This is a genomic window from Salipiger sp. PrR002, assembly GCF_010500775.1.
GTDB lineage: Bacteria > Pseudomonadota > Alphaproteobacteria > Rhodobacterales > Rhodobacteraceae > Salipiger.
The window spans coordinates 127,293-152,327 of sequence record NZ_JAAGOU010000004.1 but is presented as its reverse complement, the minus strand read 5'-3'; the positions used below and the strand labels follow the sequence as shown (position 1 = coordinate 152,327).

Below are 25,035 nucleotides of genomic sequence, written 5' to 3'. Positions count from 1 at the left end.
TCTTTGTCCTCCTGCCTCAGAGTTTCACGCCGCTGAAGGACATGAAGGCCATGGCCATCAGACCTGCGGTAATGAAGGTGATGCCCAGCCCCTGAAGTCCGTCGGGAATGTCCGAGTACTTCAGTTTCTCGCGCACACCGGCCATGGCGGTGATCGCCAGCGCCCAGCCGAAGCCCGACGAGACGCCGTAGGTCAGGCTCTCGGCGAAGTCATACGAGCGCTCCACCATGAACAGCGAACCACCAAGGATGGCGCAGTTCACGGTGATCAGCGGCAGGTAGACACCCAGCGCGTTGTAGAGCGGCGGGAAATACTTATCGAGCACCATCTCGAGGATCTGCACCAGCGCGGCGATCACCCCGATGTAGGAGATCAGGCCGAGGAAGGTGAGGTCGATGTCGGGAAAGCCAGCCCACGCCAGCGCGCCCGGAGCGAGAAGATAGTCGAGGATCAGGTTGTTGGCGGGCACGGTGATCGCCTGCACGATCATCACCGAGACCCCAAGACCCATGGCCGTCGAGATCTTCTTCGACACGGCGATGAAGGTACACATGCCGAGGAAGAACGACAGCGCAAGGTTCTCGACGAAGACCGCCTTTACGGCGAGTGAGATGAGACCTTCCATCAGTGCGCCTCCACGCTCTGGATCTTGTATTCACGCTCTTCGACCTGACCCGGTTTCCAGGCACGGATCGCCCAGATCAGCAGGCCGATCACGAAGAACGCCGAGGGCGGCAGCAGCAGCAGGCCGTTGGGCACATACCAGCCACCGTTGTTGACGGTCGGCAGGATGGTGATGCCGAACAGCGAGCCCGAGCCGAAAAGCTCGCGGATCACGCCGACGACCATCAGGATCAGGCCGTAGCCGAGGCCGTTGCCCAGACCGTCCACAAAGCTGGCACCCGGCGGGTTGCTCATGGCGAAGGCTTCGGCGCGGCCCATCACGATGCAGTTGGTGATGATCAGGCCGACGAAGACCGACAGGGTCTTCGAGATCTCATAGGCATAGGCCTTGAGCAGCTGGTCCACCACGATCACGAGGCTCGCGATGATCACCATCTGCACGATGATCCGGATCGAGCCGGGGATCTGGTTGCGCAGCATCGAAATGAACATCGACGAGAAGGCGGTCACCAGCGTCACCGCGATGGCCATCACCAGCGCCACCTTCAGCGAGGAGGTCACGGCGAGCGCCGAACAGATGCCAAGCACCTGCAGGGTGATCGGGTTGTTGTCGATCAGCGGATCGACGAGCTGGGATTTGCGGGTCTGGGCCATCAGATCTCTCCTGCCTTAAGCCGCTCGAGGAACGGGCCGTAGCCCTGTTCACCCATCCAGAAGCGGACAAGGTTGTCGACACCGCGCGAGGTCAGGGTCGCCCCGGCCAGCGCATCGATATAGTAGTCGCGGCCCGCTGCGGGCGGCTGCTTGGCAACGGTGATCTGCAGCGTGCCGTCTTCGTCACGCAGCTTCTTGCCGTTCCAGAGCGCCTTCCAGCGCGGGTTGTCCACCTCGGCGCCAAGGCCGGGGGTCTCGCCCTGCTGGTAGAACTGCAGGCCGTAGATGTCGTTGCCGTTCTCTTCCAGCGCGATGAAGCCGTAGAGCGTCGACCACAGGCCGTAGCCCTCGATCGGCAGCACCACCTTGTCGATCTCGCCCGCGTCGTCGCGCAGGATATAGACCATCTGGAAGATCTGCTGCGAGCCGCCAAGGCCCGCCGGGTCCTCGTCGAGCGCGCGCACCAGAGCGGGATCGCCCGAAGTGGCAAGCTCTTCGAAGGTCGCAACGTCATACTGGTCGGTGAACTCGCCGGTATCGAGTTCGAGCACATGCGGCTCGAAGGACTTGAAGGCTTCGGCGATGTTCATGCCGGGCTCGTACACGCCCGCCACTTCCAGAACGTTCCGCTGCTTATCGCGCAGGCGGTTGGTGTCCTGTACCGGGCGCAGCGAAACCGCTGCAGCCGACACGATCATCGACGCCACGAGGCAGAGCACCACAGCCACGGTCACCGTCTTGACGGTGGAATCCGGCGGCATGTCGAGGAAACGGCGGATCATGCCCTTGTTCGCATTGGTGTCAGACATTGCGCTTGGCCCTCCGTTTGATGTTGGCCTGAACGACGAAGTAGTCGATCAGCGGCGCGAACACGTTGCCGAACAGGATCGCAAGCATCATGCCCTCGGGGAAAGCCGGGTTGATGACACGGATCATCACAACCATGAAACCGATCAGCGCGCCGTAGATGTAACGCCCGACATTGGTGTGGCTGGCCGAGACCGGCTCGGTCACCATGAACACGAGGCCGAAGGCGTAGCCGCCGATCACCAGATGCCAGTACCACGGCATGGCGAACATCGGGTTGCTGTCAGATCCGATCAGGTTGAGCAGCGTCGAGAAAGCGATCATCCCGCCCAGACAGCCGACGATCAGGCGCCAGTTGGCGATCTTCGTGGCAAGCAGGAAGGCCAGACCGATCAGGCAGGCCAGCGTCGAGGTCTCGCCGATACAGCCCTGAATCGTGCCGATGAAGGCGTCCATCCAGGTGATGCCGTGCTGCGGCAGCGCGTCGACGCCGTCGCTTGCACCCACCGCCAGCGCGGTTGCGCCCGAAAAACCGTCGACCGGGGTCCAGATCGTGTCGCCCGACATTTGCGCCGGATAGGCGAAGTAGAGGAACGCACGTCCGACCAGTGCCGGGTTGAGGAAGTTCTTGCCGGTGCCGCCAAAGACTTCCTTACCGATCACCACGCCGAAGATGATGCCGAGCGCAACCTGCCACAGCGGCGCAGAGGCCGGCATGATCAGCGCATAAAGCATCGAGGTCACGAGGAAGCCCTCGTTCACTTCGTGGCCGCGCACGACCGCGAAGATCACCTCGAAGATGCCGCCCGCGATCAGCGTCACGATGTAGATCGGCAGGAAATACAGCAGCCCATGCAGGATGTTGGCCAGCGGGTTGGCCGGGTTGAACCCGATGCCGAGCGCGTCGATGATCGCCGCGCGCCAGCCCGAAGCGCCGTATTCGGCGATCGCCATGTTGGTCTGCAGACCGGTGTTGTACAGGCCGAAGAGGATACAGGGGATCGTCGCGATGACCACATAGGTCATGATCCGCTTCATATCGATGTACGAGCGGGCGTGCGGCGCGGCGGTGGTCACCGTCTTCGGGGTGTAGATAAAGCTCTCCACCATCTCGTAGACGGGGAAGTACTTCTCGAAGCGGCCGCCTTTTAGAAACTGCGGCTCGATCCGATCAAAGAAATTGCGAAGACCCAAGGCCTTACCCCTCCTTCTCGATCTTGGTGAGGCTGTCGCGCAGGGCGATGCCATATTCGTATTTGGCCGGGCAGGCAAAGCCGCAGAGGCCAAGATCCTCTTCGTCCAGCTCCATCGCGCCAAGCGCCTGAGCCGTGTCGGTGTCCATCACCAGCAGCGCGCGCAGCAGCTGAGTCGGCAGGTAGTCCTGCGGCATCAGCTCTTCGAAAGTGCCGATCGGCACCATGGCGCGGCGGCCACCGTTGAGGTTCGAGGTCAGCGCATAGAGCTTCTTGGTGAAGGCCGAGCCGAGCACCGGCTGAACCGCGAACTTCGACGGCATCGGACGAATCCAGCCCATCGGAATCTGCTCGTGGTCTTCCTTGATCACCGTGATCTGGCGCGCGTAGCGGCCCAGATAGGCCGTCGGTCCCTCGCCGGCGCGACCGCTGAGGATCGAGCCCGAGATCACCCGCAGCGGCGTATCGGTCTTCAGATCATCGCCGAGCAGATCGGTCATCGACGCGCCCGCCACGGTGCGCACGAGGCGCGGACGGCTGCACATCGGACCCGAGAGCGCGATGGTGCGCGACGAATCAAGCTTGCCGGTTTCCAGCAGTTTCCCGATGGCGATCACGTCGTGATAGCCGATGGACCAGACCGTCTTGGCGGTCGACGGCGGCTCAAGGAAATGCATGTGCGTCCCGGCAAGACCCGAGGGGTGCGGCCCCGAGAACCCTGCTGCGGTGACGCCCGGCAGGTCCGCGCCGGGCACGTCCTTGCCGATTTCCTGACAAAGGTAAGTCTTGCCCTCGGTCAGCGCAGTGATCGCCTGCAGGCCACGGCTGAAGGCGGCGCCATCCTCGGCGATGATCGCCGCGGCGTCGCCCGAGAGCGGCTCGCTGTCCATTGCAGTGACGAAGATCGCCGCGGGGCGCGCGTCGGCGGCGGGCACCTTCGAGTAGGGACGGGTGCGGAACGACGTCCACAGGCCCGACGCACAGAGGCGCTCGGCCAGACCGTCCGCGGTGCTCGAATCCCCCACAGAGGAGAAATCCACCGGTTCGGCTGCGCTCGGGTCGACCTCGATCTCGACGCTGATCAGCACGCGGCGGGCGCCGCGGTTGATCGCCTTGATTCGGCCAGATACCGGCGCAGTCACCTGCACTTCGGGGGTATCCTTATGGGCGAAGATCGGCGCGCCAGCGGCGATGATATCGCCCTCCTGAACCGCCAGTCTCGGCTTCAAACCGATGTAATCCTGCCCCAGAACTGCAACGGTCCGGACCGCTGCACCGTCTTCGATTCCGCCTTCGGGTGTCCCCAGCACCGGGACATCGAGACCTTTTCTCAACGTATATTGCTGCACGTCGCTTCGTCCTGTCCATTTTCCGGCAGCCTTATGCGCCGCTAAGCCGCAGTTTGGAAGAGTTTGACGAGAAAGTTTCGAATTTAATATTGAATCACCCGCCAAAACGGCTCAGAAGCCCTTTGTCTCATCGTCGACCCAACAGTTTCTTGCGGAGATCCCGGATGAACCCTCTTACCTTCTCTCGCCGTAGCTTCCTCGTGATGCCCTTTGCATTGGCAGCGTGCAAGAAAGGATGGTCTGTCCTCGAACTCTCCGGCCTGACCATGGGCACCAGCTACTCGATCGCCGCGATCGACCACAGCAACAAGATCGACAAGGCCGAGCTGCAAAAGGCCGTGGACGCCAGCCTGGCACAGGTGAACGCGCAGATGTCGAACTGGGATTCCAGCTCGGAAATCTCGCGCTTCAACGCCGCAGGCGCCACCGACAACTTCGCCGTTTCGCATGAAGTCGCGCATGTGATGAAGGCCGCGCAAGAGATCAACGCCGCCACCGATGGCCGCTTCGATGTCACCGTCGGCCCGCTGCTCGACCTTTGGGGCTTTGGCGCAGGCAAGACCCGCGCCGACATGCCCAGCGATTCGGAAATCGCACAGGCGCTGGCCTGCTGCGGCCAGACCCAGTCGGTCAACGTCGGCGACCGTGCGCTGCAGAAGATGCGCCCCGACGCAGAAGTTTACCTGTCGGCGATCGGCAAGGGCTTCGGCATCGATCAGGTGTCGCGCACCCTCGCCAGCTTCGGCATCACCGACTACATGGTCGAGGTCGGCGGCGATCTCTACACCGCCGGCAAGAACCCCGATGGCCAGCCGTGGCACATCGGCATCGAGACGCCCGAAGCCTTCAACCGCGGCGTTCAGCAGGTCGTGGCCGTGTCGGACATGGGCATGGCGACCTCGGGCGACTACCGCAACTTCTTCGACTACGAAGGAAAGCGCTACTCGCACATCATCGACGCCACCACTGGCCGTCCGGTCAACCATAGCACCGCCTCGGTGACCGTGATGACCGAGAACGCCATGCTGGCCGACGCCTGGGCGACCGCCCTGCTGGTGCTGGGCCGCGAGCGCGGTCTCGAGATCGCAAATGAGCGTGATATGGCGGTGCTCTTCATTGATCGTGCCGGCGAAGCGGGCGACAAAGGCTTCAAGCTGACGCCGAGCAAGCGCTTCACCGCGCTGCAGGCCTGAGCCTAAACCGCCGCAACCGCTGAAAGGAGGGCGCAGTGTCGACCTTCATCCTTGCTTTCGGACTTCTGATGATCGTGATGCTGGGCATGGCGCTTGGCGTCATCCTCAACGGGCGCACGATCAAGGGCAGCTGCGGCGGGCTCAACGCCATTGCCGGCGCCGATCACTGCGTGGTCTGCAAGCAGGAGATCGATCCCGACAGCCCGCTGCGCGACCGCCTGCATTGCCCCAAGGCCCGCAAGATGCTCGAGGACATGGAGCGCGAGGAACGCGCCGCCACCTGAGCTGCGGATCACCTGACAGATAGCGAAACGCCGGCCCAAAGGCCGGCGTTTTCGTTTGTCGGAACTGCACGTGCCGCGAGAGCCGGGCGAGCGCCTGCCCGTGGGATGGCGCCGCAAGTTCTGAACTCCGCGATTTATACCAGCCAGATCCGGGCGCAATCAACACGTCGCGCAATGTGGCCAAAGCGCCAGCCCGCCGGGACGGGCAGGCGCTCGCCCGGCGGCTTTGCCTTGAGTCCGCGCCGCTCTTACCCCCCGGTCAGCGGCGTCAGCCCAAGCACCAGCAGGCAGACCGCCGCCACCAAGCCGAACAGCCACAATTGCCAGCGCGGCCCCTCGGCTTTCCACACGCTGCGATAGCGGTATCCCGCAAGGCAGGCGATCACAAAGATCACCGTTGCGATGGCCGGTGTGAGCGTCAGCTCGGGCATGGGGCACGGCCCTCCGTCAGAATGCGTTTACAGGTGCGCTGATTGCACTAACCTAGGAGAGGTTCAAGGAGGGGAGCATCATGCCCGCATCATACAAGCCTCATACCCGCGACGACGACCAGCACGAAACGACTCACAGCCAATCGATCGAGACGAACCTCTCGGCTGCCGAAGCCACGGTCGGCCATGTTCTGGACGCCAAGAGCGGCGAGCTCTTCTGGATCCAGCCGCAGGAGACCATCGCCGAGGCGGTGAAGATCCTACGCGACAAGCGCATCGGCGCGCTGCTGGTGAAGAACCCGCAGGGCGAACTGGTCGGCATCCTGTCAGAGCGCGACGTCGTGCGGCAGCTCGCCGACACGCCCGGCGGCACGCTGCCCAAGACCGTGGCCGAACTGATGACCTCCGAGCTCGAGACCTGCGGGCGCGACGAGACGCTGGTGCGGGTGCTGCGCCGGATGACCGACGGGCGGTTCCGTCACCTGCCGGTGCTCGAGGATGGCGCGCTGATCGGCATGGTCTCGATCGGCGATGTGGTGAACTACCGGCTCACTGCGCTGGAATATGAGGCGCTGAAGCTCAAGCAACTGATCGTCGGTTAAGCCGCCGGTTCCTGATCACGAAGGCAAGGCGGCCCCTGACCGCCCTGCCCTGCCCTGCCCTGCCGCTATTCCGCGGCCTTGCTGCCGCTGCCAAGGCCTCGGACCCCGGCGTCATAAGTGTCATAGCTGTGCTGGATGGCGATCTGATCCGCGATGTACCGCGCGTCGTGCCAGACACCCCAGATAAAGCTCGAGCCCCGCCGCGACAGCCACGGCAGTCCAAGGAAATAGAGCCCGCGCTCGGGCGAGACCCCGCGCTGGTGACGCGGACGCCCGGTCTCGTCGAACACATCCAGCTCCATCCAGCCATAGTCGAGCGCATAGCCCGTGGCCCAGATAATGCTGGTGATCCCCGACTCGGCCAGATCCAGCGCCTGCAGCGGCGTGACCATGCAATCCGGATCGGGCGGCAGGGCACGGGCCTCGGGCTCTTCGGGCAGGTCGAGCCCGTTGCGGGCCACAAAAGCGTCAGCCATGTCGAGCATGGCAAGGTAATCGGCATCCCCGCCCTCGACATTGGCGCGCAGATCCCCGGCGAAACTGATCCGACCGGCGGCGTAGCTTTCTGTCCGGCCAAGCAGCGTGATCCCCTCAGCGGCGAGCTGCCGAAACTCCACGGTCCGCCCGCCCCGCGCGCCGCTGACGGCGATGGTCACATGCTCGGTGCCCGGCGCGGGCGCCGGAATGTCCCAGAGCCCCAGAACCCCCAGCCACCAGCAATAGTCCCGTCCGCGGTAGGCGCGCGGCGGACGTCCGTGCGGCCCGACCGAGAGATACACCTTGCGCCCGGCCCGGTTCAGCTCGTCCGCGATCTGCGCCCCCGAAGATCCCGAGCCGACCACCAGCACCGCCCCTTCGGGCAGCGCCTGCGGATTGCGATAGGCGGCGGAATGCAGCTGCGTGACCGGCGCGTCCTGCGGCACCACCGGCGGGATCACCGGCCTCTGGAACGGGCCGGTCGCCGAGACCACGTTGCGCGCTTCGATCACCCCGTCCGAGGTCTCGACCCGGAACGCGGCCTGCCCGTCCAGCCGCTGGAGCCGCGTCACCTCGACGCCGCAGCGGATCGGCGCGCCCAGTTTTTCAGCGTAGCGCTCGAAGTAATCGGCGACGCCATCCTTGCCGATGAAGGCCTCACCGTCGCCGTCGAACTCCATGCCGGGAAAGCGGTCGTGCCACGCGGGTCCATTGGCCACCAGCGAGTCCCAGCGCCCGCTGCGCCAGCGCTCGGCGATACGGTCTTTCTCGAGCACCAGATGCGGGATACCCGCGCGCCCCAGATGCTCGCTCATGGCCACACCGGCCTGACCAGCGCCGATGACGAGCGTATCAATGGTGTCCTTGGGCATGCGCAGTCCTTTCGCGGAGTTGAGGCGCTCCCTTCACTTCTAACCGTCGGAAATCGTCGACAAATAACGAAGTTCCTCTGCCTTGATTAGGGAATGCCTATCCTACCGCCAGAGTGAGCAGCAGCCGTCCGAAAATGACAAGACCCGGTGCCAGCCGGGTCTTGTCGGGCATCGCATTGATGGGGCCGCTCAGCTCGCGGGCACTGCGCCCGCCTCTTCGCGCCGGGCCGCCTTTTGTGAGATGAAGGCACAAACCAGCAGCTGGCTCATGTGATAGATCATCACCGGCAGCACGATCGCACCCACCTTGTCCGCCGCGAAAAGCGCCGTCGCGATGGGCAGGCCCGATGCGAGGCTCTTGGTCGAGCCGCAGTAGAACAGCACTGCCCGGTCCGGATACGGCAGGCCGAAGAGCTTTCCGGCTCCGACCATCAGCCCCATGGTGATGGCAAGAAAGACCAGCACCACCAGCGCCAGCATGATTAGGCTGGCCACCGGGATCGACTGCCAGAGGCCAGACACCGTGCCCGCGCTGAACGCCGAATAGACGATCAGCAGGATCGAGCCACGGTCGACCACCATGGTCAGAACCTTGTGCTTCTTCACAAAGCCCCCGATCCACGGCCGCGCGATCTGGCCGACCACGAAAGGCAGCAGGATCTGCGTGCCGATCTTGATCACCGAGTCGAGGCTGACGCCGCCATCGCCGGTGTGCAGCAGCAGCGCCACCAAGAGCGGGGTCAGCACCACGCCGACGATGTTCGACACCGAAGCGGCGCAGATCGCCGCAGGTACATTGCCGCCCGCGATCGAGGTGAAGGCGATCGACGATTGCACCGTCGAGGGCAGCACCGACAGGAACATCAGCCCCAGCGTCACGGTCGCTCCCAGCGCGGGCGAGAAAATCGCCGCCAGAGCAAGACCGATCACCGGGAACATCAGGTAGGTCGCGGCGAAGGTCAGCCCCTGCAGCCGCCAGTTCATCAGCCCCGCGCGCACCGAACTGGGGTCGAGCTTTGCGCCATAAAGAAAGAACAGCAGCGCGACGGCCCAGAAGGTCACATGCTTCAGCCCGGCGGCCGCCACGCCCTGCGCAGGCAGCAGCACACCAAGGCACACCGTCGCGATCAGCAACAGCATATAAGTGTCGATGCCGATGCGTTTGAGATACTTCATCTCGTCTCCTGCTCTTTCCTCGTCGGCGCACGCGCCGCTGCCTTCAAAGGCAAAGGCGCGGCTTGCCCCGCGCCCTCACCCAAACTTGCGGTGGTCGGCCGGGGCTTCAGAAGCCCGCGGCTTGCCCATCCTTACGCGGATCCGAGCCCGCCGCATAGCCGCCTTCCGGCAGACGATGCACCAACTGTGCCCCGCCAAAACCAAAGGCGTTGTCCGGGGCTTCGATCTGCACCTTGTGCCCGAGCGCTGTAAGCCCGTCCAGAAGTTCGGGTGCCATGCTCGGCTCACAGGCCACGTCGAGCCCTTTGATCATCCGCCAGCGCGGGGCGTCGGCGGCGGTCTGCACGTCCTGCTCCCAAAGCTCGGTGCGCAGCAGCAGTTGCATATGGCCCTGCGCCTGGATCGGACCGCCCATCATGCCGTAGGCCATGAGCGGCTGGCCGTTCTTCATGGCAAAGCCCGGAATGATCGTGTGGAACGGACGCTTGCCGCCTGCCACCTGATTGGGGTGCCCTGCTTCGGTGGTGAAGCCAAAGCCGCGGTTCTGCATCGACACGCCAGTGCCCGGCACCACCACGCCCGAGCCAAAGCCCGCATAGTTCGACTGGATGAAGCTGACCATCATCCCCGAGGCATCGGCGGTGTTGAGCAGCACCGTGCCGCCGCGTTTGGGCGCACCGGGGCCGAAGTCCTGCGCCTTGTCTTCCGAAATCAGCGCCGCGCGCGATTTCAGATACTCGGCGTCAAGCAGCGCGGTCTCGTCGACCTCGGTCATGTGATCGCGATCAGCGACGAAGGCGTGCAGGTCGGCATAGGCCAGTTTGATCGCCTCGATCTGCAGGTGCACGGCGGTCAGATCGTCCGGGCCATGCTCGCGGATCGAGGTGTGCTGCAGCATCCCCAGCGCCATGAGCGCGGCAATCCCCTGCCCGTTCGGCGGGATCTCGTGCAGTTCCACATCGTCAAAGGACTGGCTGACGGTGCCGCACCAGTCGGGCTTCTGAGCCGCGAGGTCTTCCATCGTCATCGCGCCGCCATGGGCGTTCGAGAAGGCGATGATTTCCTCGGCGATCTCCCCCTCATAGAAGGCACGGCCCTTGGTCTCGGCAATCGCCCGAAGAGTGCGCGCAGCGCCGGGATTGCGGAACCGCTCGCCGGCTTTCGGCGTGCGCCCGCCGGGCATGAAGGTCTCGGCGAAACCGGGCTGCTTGCCCAGCGTCTCGGCGCCTTTGGCCCAAAGCGTGGCGATCACCGGCGAGACGATGAAGCCTTCCTCGGCATAGCGGATCGCCGGAGCCAGCACCGTCGCCAGACCCAGTTTGCCAAAGCGCTCCGACAGTTCCACCCACGCGCTGACCGCGCCGGGGACGGTGACCGCGTCCCAGCCGTGCTGCGGCATGCCATTGGGGAACCGCTCGGGCGACCATGCCGCAGGCGCGCGGCCCGAGGCGTTGAGACCGTGCAGTTGCTTGCCGTCCCAGAGGATGCAGAAGGCATCCGAGCCAAGGCCGTTGCCCGTGGGCTCGACCACGGTCAGCGCGGCGGCGGTGGCAATCGCGGCATCCACCGCGTTGCCGCCCTGCTGCAGGATGGTCAGCCCGGCCTGCGTGGCGAGCGGCTGAGAGGTCGCGACGACGTTCTCGGCCAGAACGGGCGAGCGGCGCGACGGGTAGACGGGATCATGACGCAGACGCATCGGAACTCCTTCCGGAGGTTTTACGGTGTTTGAGGTGGCCGCGGATCGCCCAAGCGATCGAAAGCACGGCTGCGATAAGGAAGATCAGGCTGATCGGGCGGGTGAAGAAGAGGCTCGGGTCCTCATTGGTCATCAGCGCCCGGCGCAGGTTGGTCTCGGCGATCGGGCCAAGGATCACGCCCAGCACCAGCGGCGCCAGCGAGTAGCCGAGCGCGCGCAGCGCATAGCCCGCCAGCCCAATGAAGCCGAGCAGATAGAGATCGGTCACCCGGTTGTTCAGCGCGAAGGATCCGACGACACAGCAGACCATCACCACTGGGACGATCAGCCATTTCGGCACTTCGGCGACGCGCAGGAAGAGGCGCATCGACAGCACCGAGACCACCAGCATCATCAGCGAGGCCACGGCCATGGCGACGAACATGCCATAGACCAGATCGGCGTGATCCATGATCAGCCGCGGGCCTACGGAAATGCCGTGCACCATCAGCGAGGCCATCAGGATCGCATCCACCGCCGAGCCCGGAATGCCAAGCCCGATCAGCGGGATAAGGCCGCCACCAGCGGTGGCCGAGTTGCCCGCCTCCGAAGCGACAACACCATCGGGATTGCCCTTGCCAAAGCTGTCGGGGTCCTTGGAATTGCGCTTGGCCTGATCATAGGCGACGAGGTTGGCGATCGAGCCACCGGCCCCCGGCAGCGCACCGATCAGCACGCCGACGATGGACGAGCGGATCAGGTTCACCGGGCGCATCAGCACTTCTTTCATCACCTTCCAGGTCTGGAAGTCGATGGCGCCGGTGACCAGCGCATTGCCCGAGCGGACCGATTTGGCGTCCTCGACCTCGGAGGTCAGCTGCGAGATCGCGAAGATGCCGATCAGCACCACGAGGAACGGCAGGCCCGACTGCAGCATCTCGATGCCGAAATCAAAGCGCGGACGGCCCATGATCGGGTCGGCGCCGACGGTCGAGATGGCAAGACCGATCAGCCCCGCCAGCATGCCGCGGATCACGCTGTCGCCCACCAGCGAGGCGACGATGGTCAGCGCGAAGACGATCAGCGAGAAATATTCCCACGGGCCGAGTTTCACCGCGAACATCGCCAGCGGCGGCGCGGCGACGATCAGCACCAGCGTCGAGATGATGGTGCCAAAGAACGAGGCCCAGACTCCCAGCGACAGCGCGCGTCCCGGCTCGCCGCGGCGGGCCATGGGGAAGGCGTCGAAGGTGGTGGCAACCGACGAGGGCGTGCCGGGAATGCCCAGCAGCGCCGCCGAGATGAGCCCGCCGGTATAGCCGCCCACATAGACCGACAGCATCACCGCGATGCCCTGAAGCGGCTCCATGGTGAAGGTCAGCGGCAGCGTCAGCACGATGGCCATGGTGACGGTGAAGCCGGGGATGGCGGCGGCGATGATGCCCGCCACCGAACCGGCAAGCATGTAGATCAGCGTGGCGAGCGTGAAGATCTGCGCGACGCCGGAGATAAAGCTGTCCATGTCAGAGCACCCCGCGCGGCAGGAAGACGTTGAAGACCTCGGCGAACAGCCAGTTCAGCCCGAAGGAGAACACAACCGCCACGACCACCGCGATCAGTATGCTCGCCGGACGGCGCGGCATCAGCACCAGTTCGACCCCGAGGATGAAGAGGAAGCTGGCGATGGAGAAGCCCAGCACCGGGATCAGGATCAGGTAGACCGCCAACGCCGCCAGCGTCACGAAAACGAGGTAGCTGCGGCGCGCCCATGCGCAGGTCTGCGCGGCGAAACGTCCATAGGCGTCCGATGGGATTTTGCGCAGCGCGTCGATGATGGCGACAACCGCCATCAAAGCGATGCCCGCAAAGACGATCTTGGGAAAGGCGCCAGCGCCGAGGCGCTCAAAACGCGATGTCGGAATCCCGGCCGCTGCAAGAAACAGACCGACCGAGGCGAAAAGGATCAGCACATAGCTCAGGAGACGGGCGATCTCGCCCGCCTCCTTTGCCAGCTTCTTGTCGTAGCCGGTCTCGCTCACGGTGCGAGAACCTCGGAGAGCGACTTCACGGTCTCGTCGAGCTTGGCGAGATAGGCGCTGTAGGCGTCCTGACCGCGGAACATGACCGATGCACCGGCATTGTTGGTCTGCTCGATGTAGGTCTCGTCCTTCGACAGCTCTTCAAGCGCCGCTTCCAGCGTGTCGCGGGCTTCCTGCGGCGCGCCCTTCGGCATCACGATGCCGCGGGTCACCTGCAGTTCGAGATCGGCACCGAGTTCCTTGAAGGTCGGCACGTCGGGTGCTTCTGCCGCACGCTCGGTGGCGCCAACGGCGAGGAATTGCAGATCGCCATTGTCGACGAACTGCTTCGACGAGGAGATGTCGCCGATCGCCGCGTCGAGGTTGCCGCCGACGAGGGCGCGGACGCGCTCGCCGGTGCCTTCGTAGCCGACGTATTGGAACTGCAGGCCATAGGCCTGTTCGATCATCGCCGCGTGCAGGTGCGGCACACCGCCCAGCGTCACGCCCATGGTGATCTCACCCGGGTGCTCTTTGGCGTAGGCGACGAATTCCTCGAAATCCGAGTAGTCCTCGGTCGGGTGCACCACAAGGTACTGCGGCGAGGCGGTCATCAGCGCGATCGGCTCGAAATCGTCCCACGCCAGATCGGTGATACCGGTTTCGGTCGCGACCAGCAGGCCTTCGTGCACTTGGCTGATGGTGTAGCCATCGGCATCGCGGCGCGAGGCTTCGCGCAGGCCGACGGTGCCGCCGACGCCGGGCATGTTGATGATCGGCATCTCGGTGCCGAGATAGGGCTCGATGTTGCCGGCGATCAGACGCATCAGCGTGTCCGAGCCGCCACCCGGCGACCACGGCACGATGAACTCGACCGGGTGATCGGGGTAATCGGCGGCGCTGGCGGGCGCGGCGATCATGGTGGCTGCGGTAAGAAGGGCGGCAAAGCCCGTGCGGAGTTTCATTGGGAGGCTCCCTGTTGCGAACCGGCGGTTTGCCCGCCAGTGGTTTTGCTTGCGCCAAAAGACGTAACACAAGCCCGAGCCACACAAAGCGCGTAATTATTGCCATCATTTGTAGTTTTGCTTAACTTACAACCATGGATACACGTCAGCTTGAAACCCTTCTCGCCATCGAGCAGCACGGCGGCTTCGCCGCTGCGGCGCAGGCGGTCAATCTCACCGCGTCGGCGGTCAGCCAGCAGGTCTCGGCGCTCGAGGCGGAGCTGGGCGTGCGGCTTTACGACCGCACGCGCCGCCCGCCGGTGCTCACCGCCAAGGGCGCCGAAATGCTGCGCTCCGCCCGGCAGATCCTGCGCATCGTGACCGAGACGAAATCCTCGGTCAGCGGCGGCGAGGTTGGCGGAACGCTGGCGCTCGGCACATTGCGGACCGGGGCCAACTCATTGGTGCCGCAGGCGCTGGCGTCCCTGCGGGGACGCTTTCCCGAGCTGACCCATCGCCTGCGCATCGGCATGTCCGAAGAACTGATGGCCGAGGTGGTCTCGGGGCAGCTCGACGCCGCGCTGGTGGCCGAGCATGTGGCCGTGCCGCCAAGCCTGCGCTGGACCGAAGTGCTGAGCGAGCCCTTGGTGGTGATCACCCCGCCGGGCACCGGCGGGCTGGCGATCCAAGACCTCATCCGCCGCGTGCCCTATATCCGCTACCGCACGCAGGTGCCGCTGGCCCGGCAGATCGACACCGAAATCGCCCGGCTTGGCGTCGCGCCGCGGCAGGTGGTCTCGGTCAATACGATGACGGCGGTGGTGGGCTGCGTGCGCGCGGGGATGGGCTTTGCGATCATCCCTTATGTGGCGCTGCAGGATTCAATCACCGCGGCGCTGGACTGGTTTCCCTTCGGCGCGCCTCCCATTCACCGCAGGCTCGGGCTCGTGCAGCGCCCGACAAGCAGCCGCGCAGAGGTGCTCTCTGCGCTGATCGCCGCGCTGACCGAACACGGTCGCCCGCGCGACGATCACGATTGATCGCGGCAGATGCCCTTAGCTGCGGTCGTCGAGGATGCGCGCCAGCGCCGGGTCGTTGCCAAAGAACGGCTCGGCGGTGAGGGCCATCTCGCTCGACTGGTCGGGCTGGATCATCAGGCGTTGGCGCAGCTCGTTCTGGAACGGGCTGATCTTGCCCGACCGCCGGGCGCGCGCCTTCAGAAGCTCGCCTTCGATCGCGGCGTCGATGTCGTGATATTCGCCCCGGGCGACCAGCCCCTCGGCATAGGAGAGGATCTCTCCGCTGATGGTCACCGTCCGTGTCTTGCGCATGATCCAACCCCCCTCACTCGTGTGGCAGCGGCGGCCAGTGTAGCGCGAGTCGGCCCATGGGCCATCAGCAAAATTAACGTAGCGTTAAGACTTTTGTCGAAACTGCGACCTTAAGGAAAACCGGCCCGGACGGGGAAACCGTCCGGGCCGGGGGATGTCATTGACGCATGCGTCAAAGCGCGCGCGCGATCAGGCCCATTCGCCCTTGCGGAAGACCGGCACGCGGGTGCCATCCGCGCGAATGCCGTCGATATCGGTCTCCGGCCCGCCGATCATCCAGTCGACATGGATCATCGAGCTGTTGCCGCCCTTGGCCGCGATCTCCTCGGCATTCAGCGAGGCGCCCTCGAGGAAGCACTTCGAATAGCACTGGCCAAGCGCGATGTGGCAGGCGGCGTTCTCATCGAACAGCGTGTTGTAGAACAGCAGACCCGACTGCGAGATCGGCGAGCCATGCGGCACCAGCGCCACTTCGCCAAGACGCGCCGCGCCCTCGTCGGTCGCCAGCAGTTCCTTCAGCACCGCTTCGCCCTTCTCGGCCTTGGCCTCGACGATGCGGCCGCCTTCGAACCGCACCTCGATGCCGTCGATCAGGCTGCCCTGATGCGACAGCGGCTTGGTCGACCGCACGGTGCCTTCGACCTTCTGCGCGTGCGGCGTGGTGAACACTTCCTCGGTGGGGATGTTGGGGTTGCACTGCACGCCGTTCTGCGCCGAGCTGGCCCCGCCGTGCCATTCGTGGTCGTCGGCCAGCCCCACCGTCAGATCGGTGCCCGGCCCGGTGAAATGCAGCGCCGCGAAACGCTCGGAGTTCAGCCATTCGGTGCGGGTGCGCAGCGCGGCGTTATGCTCGGCCCAAGCGGCGACGGGATCGGCCTGATCGACGCGCGAGGCGGCAAAGATCGCCTCGGCCAGCTTGGCCTGCGCCTCGGGTTCGGAAAGCTCGGGGAACATACGCTTGGCCCATGCCACGCCCGGCCATGCGCAGATCGACCAGTTGATCTTGAAGTTGGTGATCTCTTCCATCGCCGGTTTGTAGGCCTTGGAGTTCGCCTTGCCGACTCGCGAGACCTTCGCCGGGTCCTGTTCAGCAAGCAACATCGGGTCCTCGCCGACGATCGCCATGCGTGCCGCGCCCTCGCCAAAGGCCTCGGCCATACCGTTATAGAGCCAGCCGGGAGCCACATCGAAAGTGACGTCCTGCCCGTCTTCGAAGCGCGCGAGCGCAACCTCCGAATCCGAAAGCAGCGGGGTCACCAGCGAGGCACCGGCGCGATAGGCGGCGCGGGTCACCGCCCGCACCAGCGGCAGCGCCGAAACCGGTGCGGTCAGCACAAGCTGCTGACCTTCCTGCAGGTTTACGCCGGTGCGCACGGCAACCTCGGCAAGGCGGTCGATCAGCTCGGGGTCGATGGCTGTGGACGTCATGGCAAGCTCCTTGAGTCTGTTTTGAGCGGTAAGCTGTGGCTCCGCCGGGCCGCCGTCAAGCAGATGAGCGCAGCAAAAGCCCATCCCCAAGGCCGATGACCATGCGTCACAGATGCGACATAAAAGCGACAGAGCGCCATGACAGATTGAAGTCGCCGATCCTTTGGTGTTAGGAGGCCCGCCATGTTTCGGAAACTCTTGCATACGCTTCTTGGCCCGGCCTTCCGGCGGCCGCCGCGATTCCAGATCGCGGCGATGTGCTACCGCTATGCCCCGGACGGCGGCGCGCTTGAGGTTCTGCTGATCACATCGCGCGACACCGGGCGCTGGGTGGTGCCCAAGGGCTGGCCCAAGGCCGGGCTCGACGCCGCAGGCGCCGCGATGGGCGAGGCGTGGGAAGAAGCCGGGGTCACCCCGCCGGACGTTCCGCCCACCGAGATCGGCACCTACCACTATGACAAGCGGCTCGATGGCGGCCTGCCGGTAGACACCAAAGTGCATGTCTATGCCACCGAGGTCACGAAACTCGAAGATAACTTCCCCGAGGCCGGGCAGCGCGAGCGGCGCTGGGTCAGCCCCGAAGAGGCTGCGGGCATGGTTCAAGAACCAGAGCTCAGCGCCCTGTTCCGCCGCCTGCCGGCGATCCTGAAAGCGCTCGAAAAGTTTCGCTGACCGCCGCTCTCTGACTGACACGGATGAAGGATGCGGCGATGAGCGCGCATGACACCAATAAAGATTGGCCGACGCTGGACAAGGACCTCAACCGGATGTCCCTGCTCGAGTCGGCGTCGCTCTATACCGCGCGCCCGCTCGTCGGTCTGGGCATCTCGCTGGTCTTTATCGCCCTGATGGCACTGCTGGCCGGTCTTGTCGCCGGTGCCACGCCCGGCACGATGATCATCGTCGTCGCCGCCGCCTTCGGGGCCTATATGGCGCTCAACATCGGCGCGAACGATGTGGCCAACAACATGGGCCCCGCCGTGGGCTCGAACGCGCTGTCGATGGCCGGGGCCATTGCCATTGCCGCGATCTGCGAAAGCGCCGGCGCGCTGCTGGCGGGCGGCGATGTGGTCTCGACCATTTCCAAGGGCATCATCGATCCGGCCAGCCTCGATCACGGCGGGCTCTTCGTGCAGGCGATGCTGGCGGCGCTGCTCTCGGCGGCGCTCTGGGTCAACCTCGCCACATGGATCGGCGCGCCGGTTTCCACCACCCATGCCGTCGTTGGCGGCGTGATGGGCGCGGGCATCGCCGCGGCGGGCTTTGCCACGGTGAACTGGCCAACCATGGGCGCCATCGCTGCAAGCTGGGTGATCTCGCCGGTGATGGGCGGGGTGATCGCCGCCGGGATGCTGGCCTTCATCAAGTGGCGGGTGATGTATGTCCCCGACCGTATCGCCGCCGCCCGTGTCTGGGTGCCGGTGCTGATCGGCCTGATGTCGGGCGCGTTTGCCACCTATCTCGCCCTGAAGGGCCTGAAGAAGGTGATGCATATCGACATGCCGATCGCGCTGCTGATCGGCCTTGGCGCGGCGATCCTCATCGGCCTGATCTCTGTGCCGCTGGTGCGCCGCCAGTCCGAAGGGCTGGAAAACCGCAACGCCTCGCTGAAGGTGCTGTTCCGGCTGCCGCTGGTGGTTTCGGCAGCGCTTCTGTCCTTCGCGCATGGCGCCAATGACGTGGCCAATGCGGTTGGCCCGCTGGCCGCCATCGTCGATGCGCTGCAGACCGGCACCGAAGGCGCGTCCGAAGTGTCGATCCCGCTTTGGGTGATGGTGATCGGCGCGGTGGGCATCTCCTGCGGTCTGATCCTCTTCGGCCCGCGGCTCATTCGCATGGTCGGCAGCCAGATCACCAAGCTCAACCCGATGCGCGCCTATTGCGTGGCGCTCTCGGCGGCGGTGACGGTCATCATCGCCTCGTGGCTGGGCCTGCCGGTCAGTTCCACCCATATCGCCGTCGGCGGCATCTTCGGCGTGGGCTTTTTCCGCGAATGGTACATGGCCCGCCGCGCCCGCAAGCTGAACAAGGCCAATGGCCGCAAGCCGCTTCCGGTGGAAGAGCGTCAGCGCCGCAAACTCGTGCGCCGCTCGCATTTCCTGACCATCGCCGCCGCATGGGTGGTGACCGTTCCGGTTTCGGCGCTGCTGTCGGCGGTATGCTTCTATCTCATCTCGGCCATGCTCGGCTGACCCTAATCGACGCTTTACGGACTCGGATGCAGGGTATATAGCGCACCCTTTCCCGGCGCCCTGACTCGGTCTGACTCCTCGTACCGACATCCTTCGCCGACAGTCCTTGGATCGGATCTCAGACTTTGAAACAGACCCTCGCAGCCGCTCTGCAAGCCCGCGGATACGAAACACTCACCCCGGTACAGGAAGCCGTGACCGACTCGGCCATCGCCGGTGCCGACCTTCTGGTTTCCGCGCAGACCGGCTCTGGCAAGACGGTGGGCTTCGGCCTCGCCATCGCCCCCGCCGTTCTGGGTGACGCCGAAAGCTTCGGCGCCGCAGGTGCCCCCGAAGCGCTGATCATCGCGCCGACGCGCGAGCTGGCGCTTCAGGTCCGCCGCGAACTGTCGTGGCTCTACGCCGAAGCGGGCGCCGTGATGGCCTCCTGCGTGGGCGGCATGGACGCGCGCACCGAGCGCCGGGCGCTGGAGCGCGGCGCGCATATCGTCGTCGCCACCCCCGGCCGTCTTTGCGATCACCTGCGCCGCGGCGCGCTTGACCTGTCGCAGGTCAAGGCCGTGGTGCTCGACGAGGCCGACGAGATGCTCGACCTCGGCTTCCGCGAAGACCTCGAGACCATTCTCGAAGCCTCCAACCCCGACCGCCAGACCCTGCTGTTCTCGGCCACCGTCTCGCCGCAGATCGCGCAACTGGCGCAGCGCTACCAGCGCGACTCGCAGCGCATCTCGGTGCAGGGCGGATCGAAGCAGCACTCGGACATCTCCTATCAGGCGATCACCGTGGCGCAGGGCGATCAGGAAAACGCGATCACCAACCTGCTGCGCTTCCACGAAGCGCCCAATGCCATCGTGTTTGCCAACACCCGCGCCACCGTGGCACGGCTGGTCACCCGTCTGACCAACCGCGGCTTTGCCGTGGTCGGCCTTTCGGGCGAACTGAGCCAGGACGAACGCAGCCACGCGCTGCAGGCGATGCGCGACGGTCGCGCCCGGGTCTGCGTCGCCACCGATGTGGCGGCCCGCGGCATCGACCTGCCGAACCTCGATCTGGTGATCCACGCCGAACTGCCGCAGAGCAACGAAGCGCTGCTGCACCGCTCGGGCCGTACCGGCCGCGCCGGTCGCAAGGGCATCTCGGCGCTGATCGTGCAGCTGCGCGACCGCAAGAAGGCCGAGCGCATCATGCGCTTTGCCAAGGTCGAGGCCGAATGGCTCGAAGCCCCCAGCGCCGATGCCGTCCTTGAAAAGGACGAAGCTCGCCTGATGGCCGATCCGGTCTGGACCGATCCCTCGCCCGAGACCGACGAGACGCTGATCAAGCAGATCACCGAGAAATACTCGGCAGAGCAGATCGCCGCCGCTCTGGTGCGCCAGTGGCGTGGCCTGCGCTCGGCCCCCGAGGAACTGCTGCCGGTGGATGCGCGCCCCGAGCGCGCGCCGCGCTCCGAGCCCTTTGGCCCGAGCCGCTGGTTCACCGTGACCGTCGGCCGCGAAGGCAATGCCAACCCGCGTTGGCTGCTGCCTAAGATCTGCCGCGCCGGCCAGATCACCCGCGAGTCGCTTGGCGCGATCCGCATTGCCGACGAGCTGACCTATGTCGAAATCGCCGCCAATGCGGTCGACGGTTTCCTCGAGGCGCTCGGCCCCGACATGGAAGTGGCGCAGGGCCTCGTGATGGAAGAGGTCGATGGCCTCCCCGAAGAGCTGAAAGGCGCGCCGCGCGGTCCCAAGAAGCCCGGCGGCTTCAAGAAGGACGGCGGCGGGTTCCGCAAGGAAGGCGGCTTCAAGAAAAAAGCCTTCGGCGGCCCCGGCAAAAGTGGCTTCAAGCGCAAATCCGAGGACGGCGACTTCGACCGCCCGCGCCGTGACGGCGACAAGCCCAAGGGCAAGTTCGGTGCCAAGAAGACCTTCCGCGACACCGACGGTGCCCACAAGAAGGCCGGCCCCAAGAAGCACCGCAAGGGCTAAGGCTCCGCTTTCAGAATGACAAAAAGGCCGCCGGATATTCCGGCGGCCTTTTTCATTTCCGACAGCGCTTACTTCGCCCGGAACAAGGCCGAAGGCCGCCGGGCAAGCGCCGGCCCGTCCCTACGGGCTGGCGCTTTGTCATTGTTGTGCTGCGCTCGCGGGGTGGTCGGATTTGGCGGGGATAAAGTGCAGACCTCGAGGGGATTTGCGCCATCCCCCGGGCCGGCGCTTGCCCGGCTCGCAATGCGCCATAGGCAGCGTCAGTGCGCCGCGCCCCCTGCCCCGGCTTTCGGCGGCTTCATCGCCAGCGCCATCACCGCCAGTCCGGCAAAGAGCACGGTGATCAGCATGAACACGTCGATGAAGGACATCACCGTCGCCTGCTGCGCCACGCGTCCGGCCATCTGCTGCAGCGCGCCCTTGTCGCCGTCGATGCCCTGCGCCGCGAGGTTCTGCGCAAGCATGTCGAGCTGCCGCAGCGCCTCGGGGTTGTTCCAGTTCACCGCCTCATTGAGCCGCGCCGTGTGCAGCGCGCCGCGGTCGGTGAGCAGCGTGTTGATCACCGCCAGCCCCACGGCGCCGCCAAGGTTGCGCATCAGGTTGTAAAGGCCCGAGGCGCTCTTCATCTTCTGCGGCGGCAGCGTGCCAAGCGCGAGGTTGTTGATCGGCACCATGCAGATCATCAACGACAGCCCGCGCAGCACCTGCGGCCACAGCAGCTCTTGGAAATCCCACTCGGCGGTCATGCCGGTCAGCATCCACGACGACACCCCGAAGCCGAGAAAGCCCAGCAGCAGCATCAGCCGCAGGTCCATCTTCGACGACAGGATCCCCGCCAGCGGCGCCGAGGCGAACATCGCAAGCCCCGAGACAAAGACCGTCTGCCCGGTCATCAGGCTGTCGTAGCCACGGATCGAGCTCAGATAGAGCGGGTAGAGATAGGTCATCCCGTAAAGCCCGATGCCCATCACGAAGCTGAACAGCGATCCGACGGCAAAGTTGGTGTCGGAAAAGGCCGAGAAATCCACCACCGGGTTCTTGAGGGTGAACGCCCGCCAGAAGGTGATGACGCCGCCCACGACCATGACCACGAACAGCACGGCGACGATCTCATCCTGAAACCAGTCGTTGCCCGGCCCTTCTTCCAGCACGTATTCCATCGCGCCAAGGAAACAGGCCAGCGCACCAAGGCCGATCCAGTCGAACGTGTCGAAGAGCTTCCACTCGGGTTTGTCGAAATCCACCAGCGCCAGCACGCCGATCGTCACGAGGATGCCCGCCGGGACGTTCACCAGAAACAGCCAGTGCCAGCTCATCGCGTGGCTGAGATAGCCCCCCACGGTCGGGCCAACGGTGGGCGCGAGCGTCGCCACCAGCCCGATCATCGGCGAGACGATGGCCCGCTTCGAGGCCGGGAACAGCGTGAAGGCCGCCGCGAAAACCGACGGGATCATGCCGCCGCCCAGAAAGCCCTGCACCGCGCGCCACAGGATCATCTCGTTGATCGAGCCCGACGTGGCGCAGAGGAACGAGGCGATGGTGAAGCCCCCCGCCGACACGGCAAACAGATAGCGCGTCGACATCATCCGTCCCAGAAGTCCCGAGAGCGGGATCATGATCACCTCGGCGATGAGGTACGAGGTCTGCACCCAGCTGATCTCATCTGATGAGGCGCCGAGACCCGCCTGAATCTCCGGCAGCGAGGCCGAGACGATCTGAATGTCGAGGATCGCCATGAACATGCCGAAGACCATGACGAAAAACGCCGCGACCCTGCGCGGCGTCAGCTCGGGTTCTCCGGCCTTGATATCTGCGTCGGTGCTCATTCCGAGACCCCTGCAACTTCGGTGCCCTCAGGCGCCGTGCGCTGGTCGATCTCCACCACCACCGACAGGCCCGCGCGCAAGCCGGGGGTGTCCTCGGGCAGTTCGATCCGCACCGGCACGCGCTGCACGATCTTGGTGAAGTTGCCGGTGGCATTGTCCGCCGGCAGCAGCGAGAAGACCGAGCCCGTGGCCGGCGCGACCGAGACCACGCGGCCTTCGATCTCATGGCCTTCCAGCGCGTCGATGCTCACCTTCGCGGTCTCGCCGGGCTGGATATGGGCAAGTTGGGTTTCTTTGTAGTTGGCCTCAACGTAGAGCCCGTGGTCCGGCACCACGGCGGCAAGCCGCGCGCCGATGCTGACCAATTCGCCCTCTTCGATGGCGATATTGGCGACCGTTCCGTCAAAGGGCGCGCGCAGCACCGTGTGATCGAGGTCGCGCTGCGCCTGCGCGATGTCGAGTTCCATCTCGCGGCGGCTGCTCTCGGTCTCGGCGCGCTCGGCTTTCAGAACTTCGACCTGCGCTTCCGCCCCCTTGATCGCCGCCTCGGCGGCAGCCTTGTTTGCCTTGGCGGTCTCCAGCGCCTCATTGGCATCGTCGAGATCGGCCTGCGAGGTCACCTTGCGCTCGGCCAGTCCCTGCGCCCGCACCTGAGCCGTTTGCGCCGTGCGCAGCGCGGCCTCGGCAGCGGAAAGCTCGGCCTCGGCCTGCGTCACGCTGGCCTGCGCCGCGGCGGTCTGCGCGTCGATCCGGGCCAGCGTGCGCTCGAGCGTCGGCAATTGCGCCTGCGCCTGTTCCAGCGCGATGCGGTAATCGCCATCCTCGATGCGCACCAGCACGTCGCCTTTAGAGACATGCTGGTTGGCCTGCACCGGGATCTCTTCGACGTAGCCCTGCAGCTTGGACGAAACCAGCGAGAGATCCGCCTGCACATAGGCATCATCGGTCTCGACCATGAACCGCCCCTCGGTCCACCAGCCATAGCCCTCATATCCCCCGGCCAGCAGTGCGATCAGCGCGATCCCCCCAAGGATGCGCTTCTTGCGTCCGGACTTTTTCGGCGGCGCCGCGCCTTCGTGAGTGGTGGCCTGTTCAGGCTGCGGCGCTGCGGGACGTGTGTCGGGATCGGTGGCTTCGATGCGGTCGTGACGGGACATGGGGCGGACTTTCGGATCTCGGGACAAAGCACCAAGCGGGGGAGATTCGACGGATCGAACCGCTCGGTTCGATACCACATAGGCGGGTGCCGATACGAAATCAAGACTTCATCGAACCGATCGGTTCGATTATATGAGAGGCATGAAACTCGATATCCTCTCGGAGCGGGCCAAGGCCTGCGCGCAAAAACGCCGCCACGCAGCGGGCGAAGATCCTCAGAAGCGCCGTCAGATCCTCGACGGCGCATGGAAGGTCTTTGTCGATCAGGGATTCGACGCCGCCTCGATGAACAGCATCTGCAAGGCGGCGGGGGTCTCGAAGGGCACGCTCTATGTCTACTTCGAGAATAAGGAAGATCTCTTCGTCGCGCTGGTCGAGGAGAAGCGAAAGGATTTCTTTGATGGCATCTTCGAACGTCTGGCCGACGCCGGGACCATCGAAGAGAGGCTCTTTGCCTATGCCATGGGCCTGTCGACGCAGCTCAATTCCGAAGAGGTGATCCGCGCGCAGCGCATCGTCATCAGCGTGGTCGAGCGCATGCCCGAACTGGGCACGCGCTTTTACGATGCGGGCGCACGGCATTTCCTAAGCTGCCTGCAGGATTTTCTGCAGCGCGAGACCGAGGCGGGCAACCTGAAAGTCACCGACACAGAGCTTGCCGCCGGGCAGTTCGTGGAGCTTTCGACCACGCTCACATGGCGCCCGCGGCTCTTTGGCCGCCGCCCCGATGCGCCGAGCGAGGATGAAATCGCCCGCGTCGCAAAGGACGCGGTGCGCGTTTTCTTGGCGGCCTACGGCACCTGAGGGCGCTTAAAGCCGCCGCCGGGCAAA

At 65.1% G+C, this 25,035-nt stretch carries 24 protein-coding genes; 8 read left to right on the top strand and 16 right to left on the bottom strand.

Features of this window, described 5'->3' with window-relative positions:
* Nucleotides 1-16: 16 nt before the first annotated feature.
* The 5 genes from nqrE to G0A00_RS06065 are packed head-to-tail and all read right to left on the bottom strand — an operon-like array spanning nucleotide 17 to nucleotide 4,627.
* Nucleotides 17-625, bottom strand: coding sequence for an NADH:ubiquinone reductase (Na(+)-transporting) subunit E (gene nqrE, locus G0A00_RS06085; RefSeq protein WP_066108422.1), 609 nt, complete (start codon nucleotides 623-625; stop codon nucleotides 17-19).
* Complete coding sequence (locus G0A00_RS06080; protein ID WP_066108419.1) at nucleotides 625-1,278, bottom strand: NADH:ubiquinone reductase (Na(+)-transporting) subunit D; 654 nt, start codon at nucleotides 1,276-1,278, stop codon at nucleotides 625-627. The genes nqrE and G0A00_RS06080 overlap by 1 nt, the downstream gene beginning before the upstream one ends.
* Complete coding sequence (locus tag G0A00_RS06075; RefSeq protein ID WP_164179371.1) at nucleotides 1,278-2,087, bottom strand: Na(+)-translocating NADH-quinone reductase subunit C; 810 nt, start codon at nucleotides 2,085-2,087, stop codon at nucleotides 1,278-1,280. The genes G0A00_RS06080 and G0A00_RS06075 overlap by 1 nt, the downstream gene beginning before the upstream one ends.
* A complete protein-coding gene (locus G0A00_RS06070; RefSeq protein WP_164179369.1) occupies nucleotides 2,080-3,279 on the bottom strand; it encodes an NADH:ubiquinone reductase (Na(+)-transporting) subunit B in 1,200 nt (399 codons plus the stop codon). The genes G0A00_RS06075 and G0A00_RS06070 overlap by 8 nt, the downstream gene beginning before the upstream one ends.
* A gap of 4 nt (nucleotides 3,280-3,283) precedes the next feature.
* A complete protein-coding gene (locus G0A00_RS06065) occupies nucleotides 3,284-4,627 on the bottom strand; it encodes a Na(+)-translocating NADH-quinone reductase subunit A (RefSeq protein WP_164179367.1) in 1,344 nt (447 codons plus the stop codon).
* A gap of 164 nt (nucleotides 4,628-4,791) precedes the next feature.
* Between G0A00_RS06065 and G0A00_RS06060 the strand changes: the two genes are divergently transcribed.
* Both G0A00_RS06060 and nqrM read left to right on the top strand, forming a co-directional pair.
* Complete coding sequence (locus G0A00_RS06060) at nucleotides 4,792-5,820, top strand: FAD:protein FMN transferase (RefSeq protein WP_235952911.1); 1,029 nt, start codon at nucleotides 4,792-4,794, stop codon at nucleotides 5,818-5,820.
* A 35-nt stretch (nucleotides 5,821-5,855) separates the two neighbouring features.
* Nucleotides 5,856-6,104 (top strand): (Na+)-NQR maturation NqrM, encoded by a 249-nt coding sequence (nqrM, locus tag G0A00_RS06055; protein WP_164179365.1) that lies wholly within the window; start codon nucleotides 5,856-5,858, stop codon nucleotides 6,102-6,104.
* A gap of 248 nt (nucleotides 6,105-6,352) precedes the next feature.
* Here nqrM and G0A00_RS06050 read toward each other — a convergent pair whose 3' ends face one another.
* Nucleotides 6,353-6,535, bottom strand: coding sequence for a hypothetical protein (locus G0A00_RS06050; RefSeq protein WP_164179363.1), 183 nt, complete (start codon nucleotides 6,533-6,535; stop codon nucleotides 6,353-6,355).
* Nucleotides 6,536-6,615: 80 nt separating this feature from the next.
* On the opposite strand from G0A00_RS06050, the gene G0A00_RS06045 reads away from it, so the two are divergent.
* Nucleotides 6,616-7,137: a CBS domain-containing protein gene (locus G0A00_RS06045; RefSeq protein WP_164179361.1), complete on the top strand. Its 522-nt coding sequence runs from the start codon at nucleotides 6,616-6,618 to the stop codon at nucleotides 7,135-7,137.
* A 65-nt stretch (nucleotides 7,138-7,202) separates the two neighbouring features.
* On the opposite strand, the gene G0A00_RS06040 is transcribed toward G0A00_RS06045, so the two are convergent.
* From G0A00_RS06040 to G0A00_RS06015, 6 genes are all read right to left on the bottom strand, one after another.
* Nucleotides 7,203-8,486: an NAD(P)/FAD-dependent oxidoreductase gene (locus G0A00_RS06040; RefSeq protein WP_164179360.1), complete on the bottom strand. Its 1,284-nt coding sequence runs from the start codon at nucleotides 8,484-8,486 to the stop codon at nucleotides 7,203-7,205.
* Nucleotides 8,487-8,675: 189 nt separating this feature from the next.
* A complete protein-coding gene (locus tag G0A00_RS06035; protein WP_066108386.1) occupies nucleotides 8,676-9,662 on the bottom strand; it encodes a bile acid:sodium symporter family protein in 987 nt (328 codons plus the stop codon).
* A 106-nt stretch (nucleotides 9,663-9,768) separates the two neighbouring features.
* Nucleotides 9,769-11,358: a gamma-glutamyltransferase family protein gene (locus G0A00_RS06030; protein ID WP_164179358.1), complete on the bottom strand. Its 1,590-nt coding sequence runs from the start codon at nucleotides 11,356-11,358 to the stop codon at nucleotides 9,769-9,771.
* Nucleotides 11,342-12,859, bottom strand: coding sequence for a tripartite tricarboxylate transporter permease (locus tag G0A00_RS06025; protein ID WP_164179356.1), 1,518 nt, complete (start codon nucleotides 12,857-12,859; stop codon nucleotides 11,342-11,344). Before G0A00_RS06025 ends, G0A00_RS06030 begins: the two co-directional genes overlap by 17 nt.
* 1 nt (nucleotide 12,860) lies before the next feature.
* A complete protein-coding gene (locus G0A00_RS06020; RefSeq protein ID WP_164179354.1) occupies nucleotides 12,861-13,376 on the bottom strand; it encodes a tripartite tricarboxylate transporter TctB family protein in 516 nt (171 codons plus the stop codon).
* Nucleotides 13,373-14,320 (bottom strand): tripartite tricarboxylate transporter substrate binding protein, encoded by a 948-nt coding sequence (locus G0A00_RS06015; RefSeq protein WP_164179352.1) that lies wholly within the window; start codon nucleotides 14,318-14,320, stop codon nucleotides 13,373-13,375. Before G0A00_RS06015 ends, G0A00_RS06020 begins: the two co-directional genes overlap by 4 nt.
* Nucleotides 14,321-14,454: 134 nt before the next feature.
* Here G0A00_RS06015 and G0A00_RS06010 point away from each other — a divergent pair, with 134 nt between their 5' ends.
* Nucleotides 14,455-15,339 (top strand): LysR family transcriptional regulator, encoded by an 885-nt coding sequence (locus tag G0A00_RS06010; protein WP_164179350.1) that lies wholly within the window; start codon nucleotides 14,455-14,457, stop codon nucleotides 15,337-15,339.
* A gap of 15 nt (nucleotides 15,340-15,354) precedes the next feature.
* Here the strand turns inward: G0A00_RS06010 and G0A00_RS06005 are convergent, their stop codons facing one another.
* Together G0A00_RS06005 and G0A00_RS06000 are read right to left on the bottom strand one after the other, a co-directional pair.
* Entirely contained in the window at nucleotides 15,355-15,630 is a 276-nt protein-coding gene (locus G0A00_RS06005) for a hypothetical protein (protein WP_066108367.1), read from the bottom strand.
* Nucleotides 15,631-15,819: 189 nt separating this feature from the next.
* Nucleotides 15,820-17,058: an aminopeptidase gene (locus tag G0A00_RS06000; protein WP_164179348.1), complete on the bottom strand. Its 1,239-nt coding sequence runs from the start codon at nucleotides 17,056-17,058 to the stop codon at nucleotides 15,820-15,822.
* Between the two features lie 183 nt (nucleotides 17,059-17,241).
* On the opposite strand from G0A00_RS06000, the gene G0A00_RS05995 reads away from it, so the two are divergent.
* From G0A00_RS05995 to G0A00_RS05985, 3 genes are all read left to right on the top strand, one after another.
* Nucleotides 17,242-17,730 carry an NUDIX hydrolase gene (locus tag G0A00_RS05995; RefSeq protein WP_066108360.1) on the top strand — a complete coding sequence of 163 codons (489 nt, stop codon included), beginning with the start codon at nucleotides 17,242-17,244 and terminating at the stop codon, nucleotides 17,728-17,730.
* Between the two features lie 38 nt (nucleotides 17,731-17,768).
* Nucleotides 17,769-19,250 carry an inorganic phosphate transporter gene (locus G0A00_RS05990; protein ID WP_164179346.1) on the top strand — a complete coding sequence of 494 codons (1,482 nt, stop codon included), beginning with the start codon at nucleotides 17,769-17,771 and terminating at the stop codon, nucleotides 19,248-19,250.
* 125 nt (nucleotides 19,251-19,375) lie between these two features.
* Nucleotides 19,376-21,220 (top strand): DEAD/DEAH box helicase, encoded by a 1,845-nt coding sequence (locus G0A00_RS05985; RefSeq protein WP_164179344.1) that lies wholly within the window; start codon nucleotides 19,376-19,378, stop codon nucleotides 21,218-21,220.
* A gap of 260 nt (nucleotides 21,221-21,480) precedes the next feature.
* Here G0A00_RS05985 and G0A00_RS05980 read toward each other — a convergent pair whose 3' ends face one another.
* Both G0A00_RS05980 and G0A00_RS05975 read right to left on the bottom strand, forming a co-directional pair.
* Nucleotides 21,481-23,046 carry a DHA2 family efflux MFS transporter permease subunit gene (locus G0A00_RS05980; protein ID WP_164179342.1) on the bottom strand — a complete coding sequence of 522 codons (1,566 nt, stop codon included), beginning with the start codon at nucleotides 23,044-23,046 and terminating at the stop codon, nucleotides 21,481-21,483.
* A complete protein-coding gene (locus G0A00_RS05975; protein WP_164179341.1) occupies nucleotides 23,043-24,203 on the bottom strand; it encodes an HlyD family secretion protein in 1,161 nt (386 codons plus the stop codon). The genes G0A00_RS05980 and G0A00_RS05975 overlap by 4 nt, the downstream gene beginning before the upstream one ends.
* 142 nt (nucleotides 24,204-24,345) lie before the next feature.
* On the opposite strand from G0A00_RS05975, the gene G0A00_RS05970 reads away from it, so the two are divergent.
* On the top strand, nucleotides 24,346-25,008 hold the full coding sequence (locus G0A00_RS05970; protein WP_164179339.1) for a TetR/AcrR family transcriptional regulator: 663 nt from the start codon (nucleotides 24,346-24,348) through the stop codon (nucleotides 25,006-25,008).
* Nucleotides 25,009-25,035: the final 27 nt, after the last annotated feature.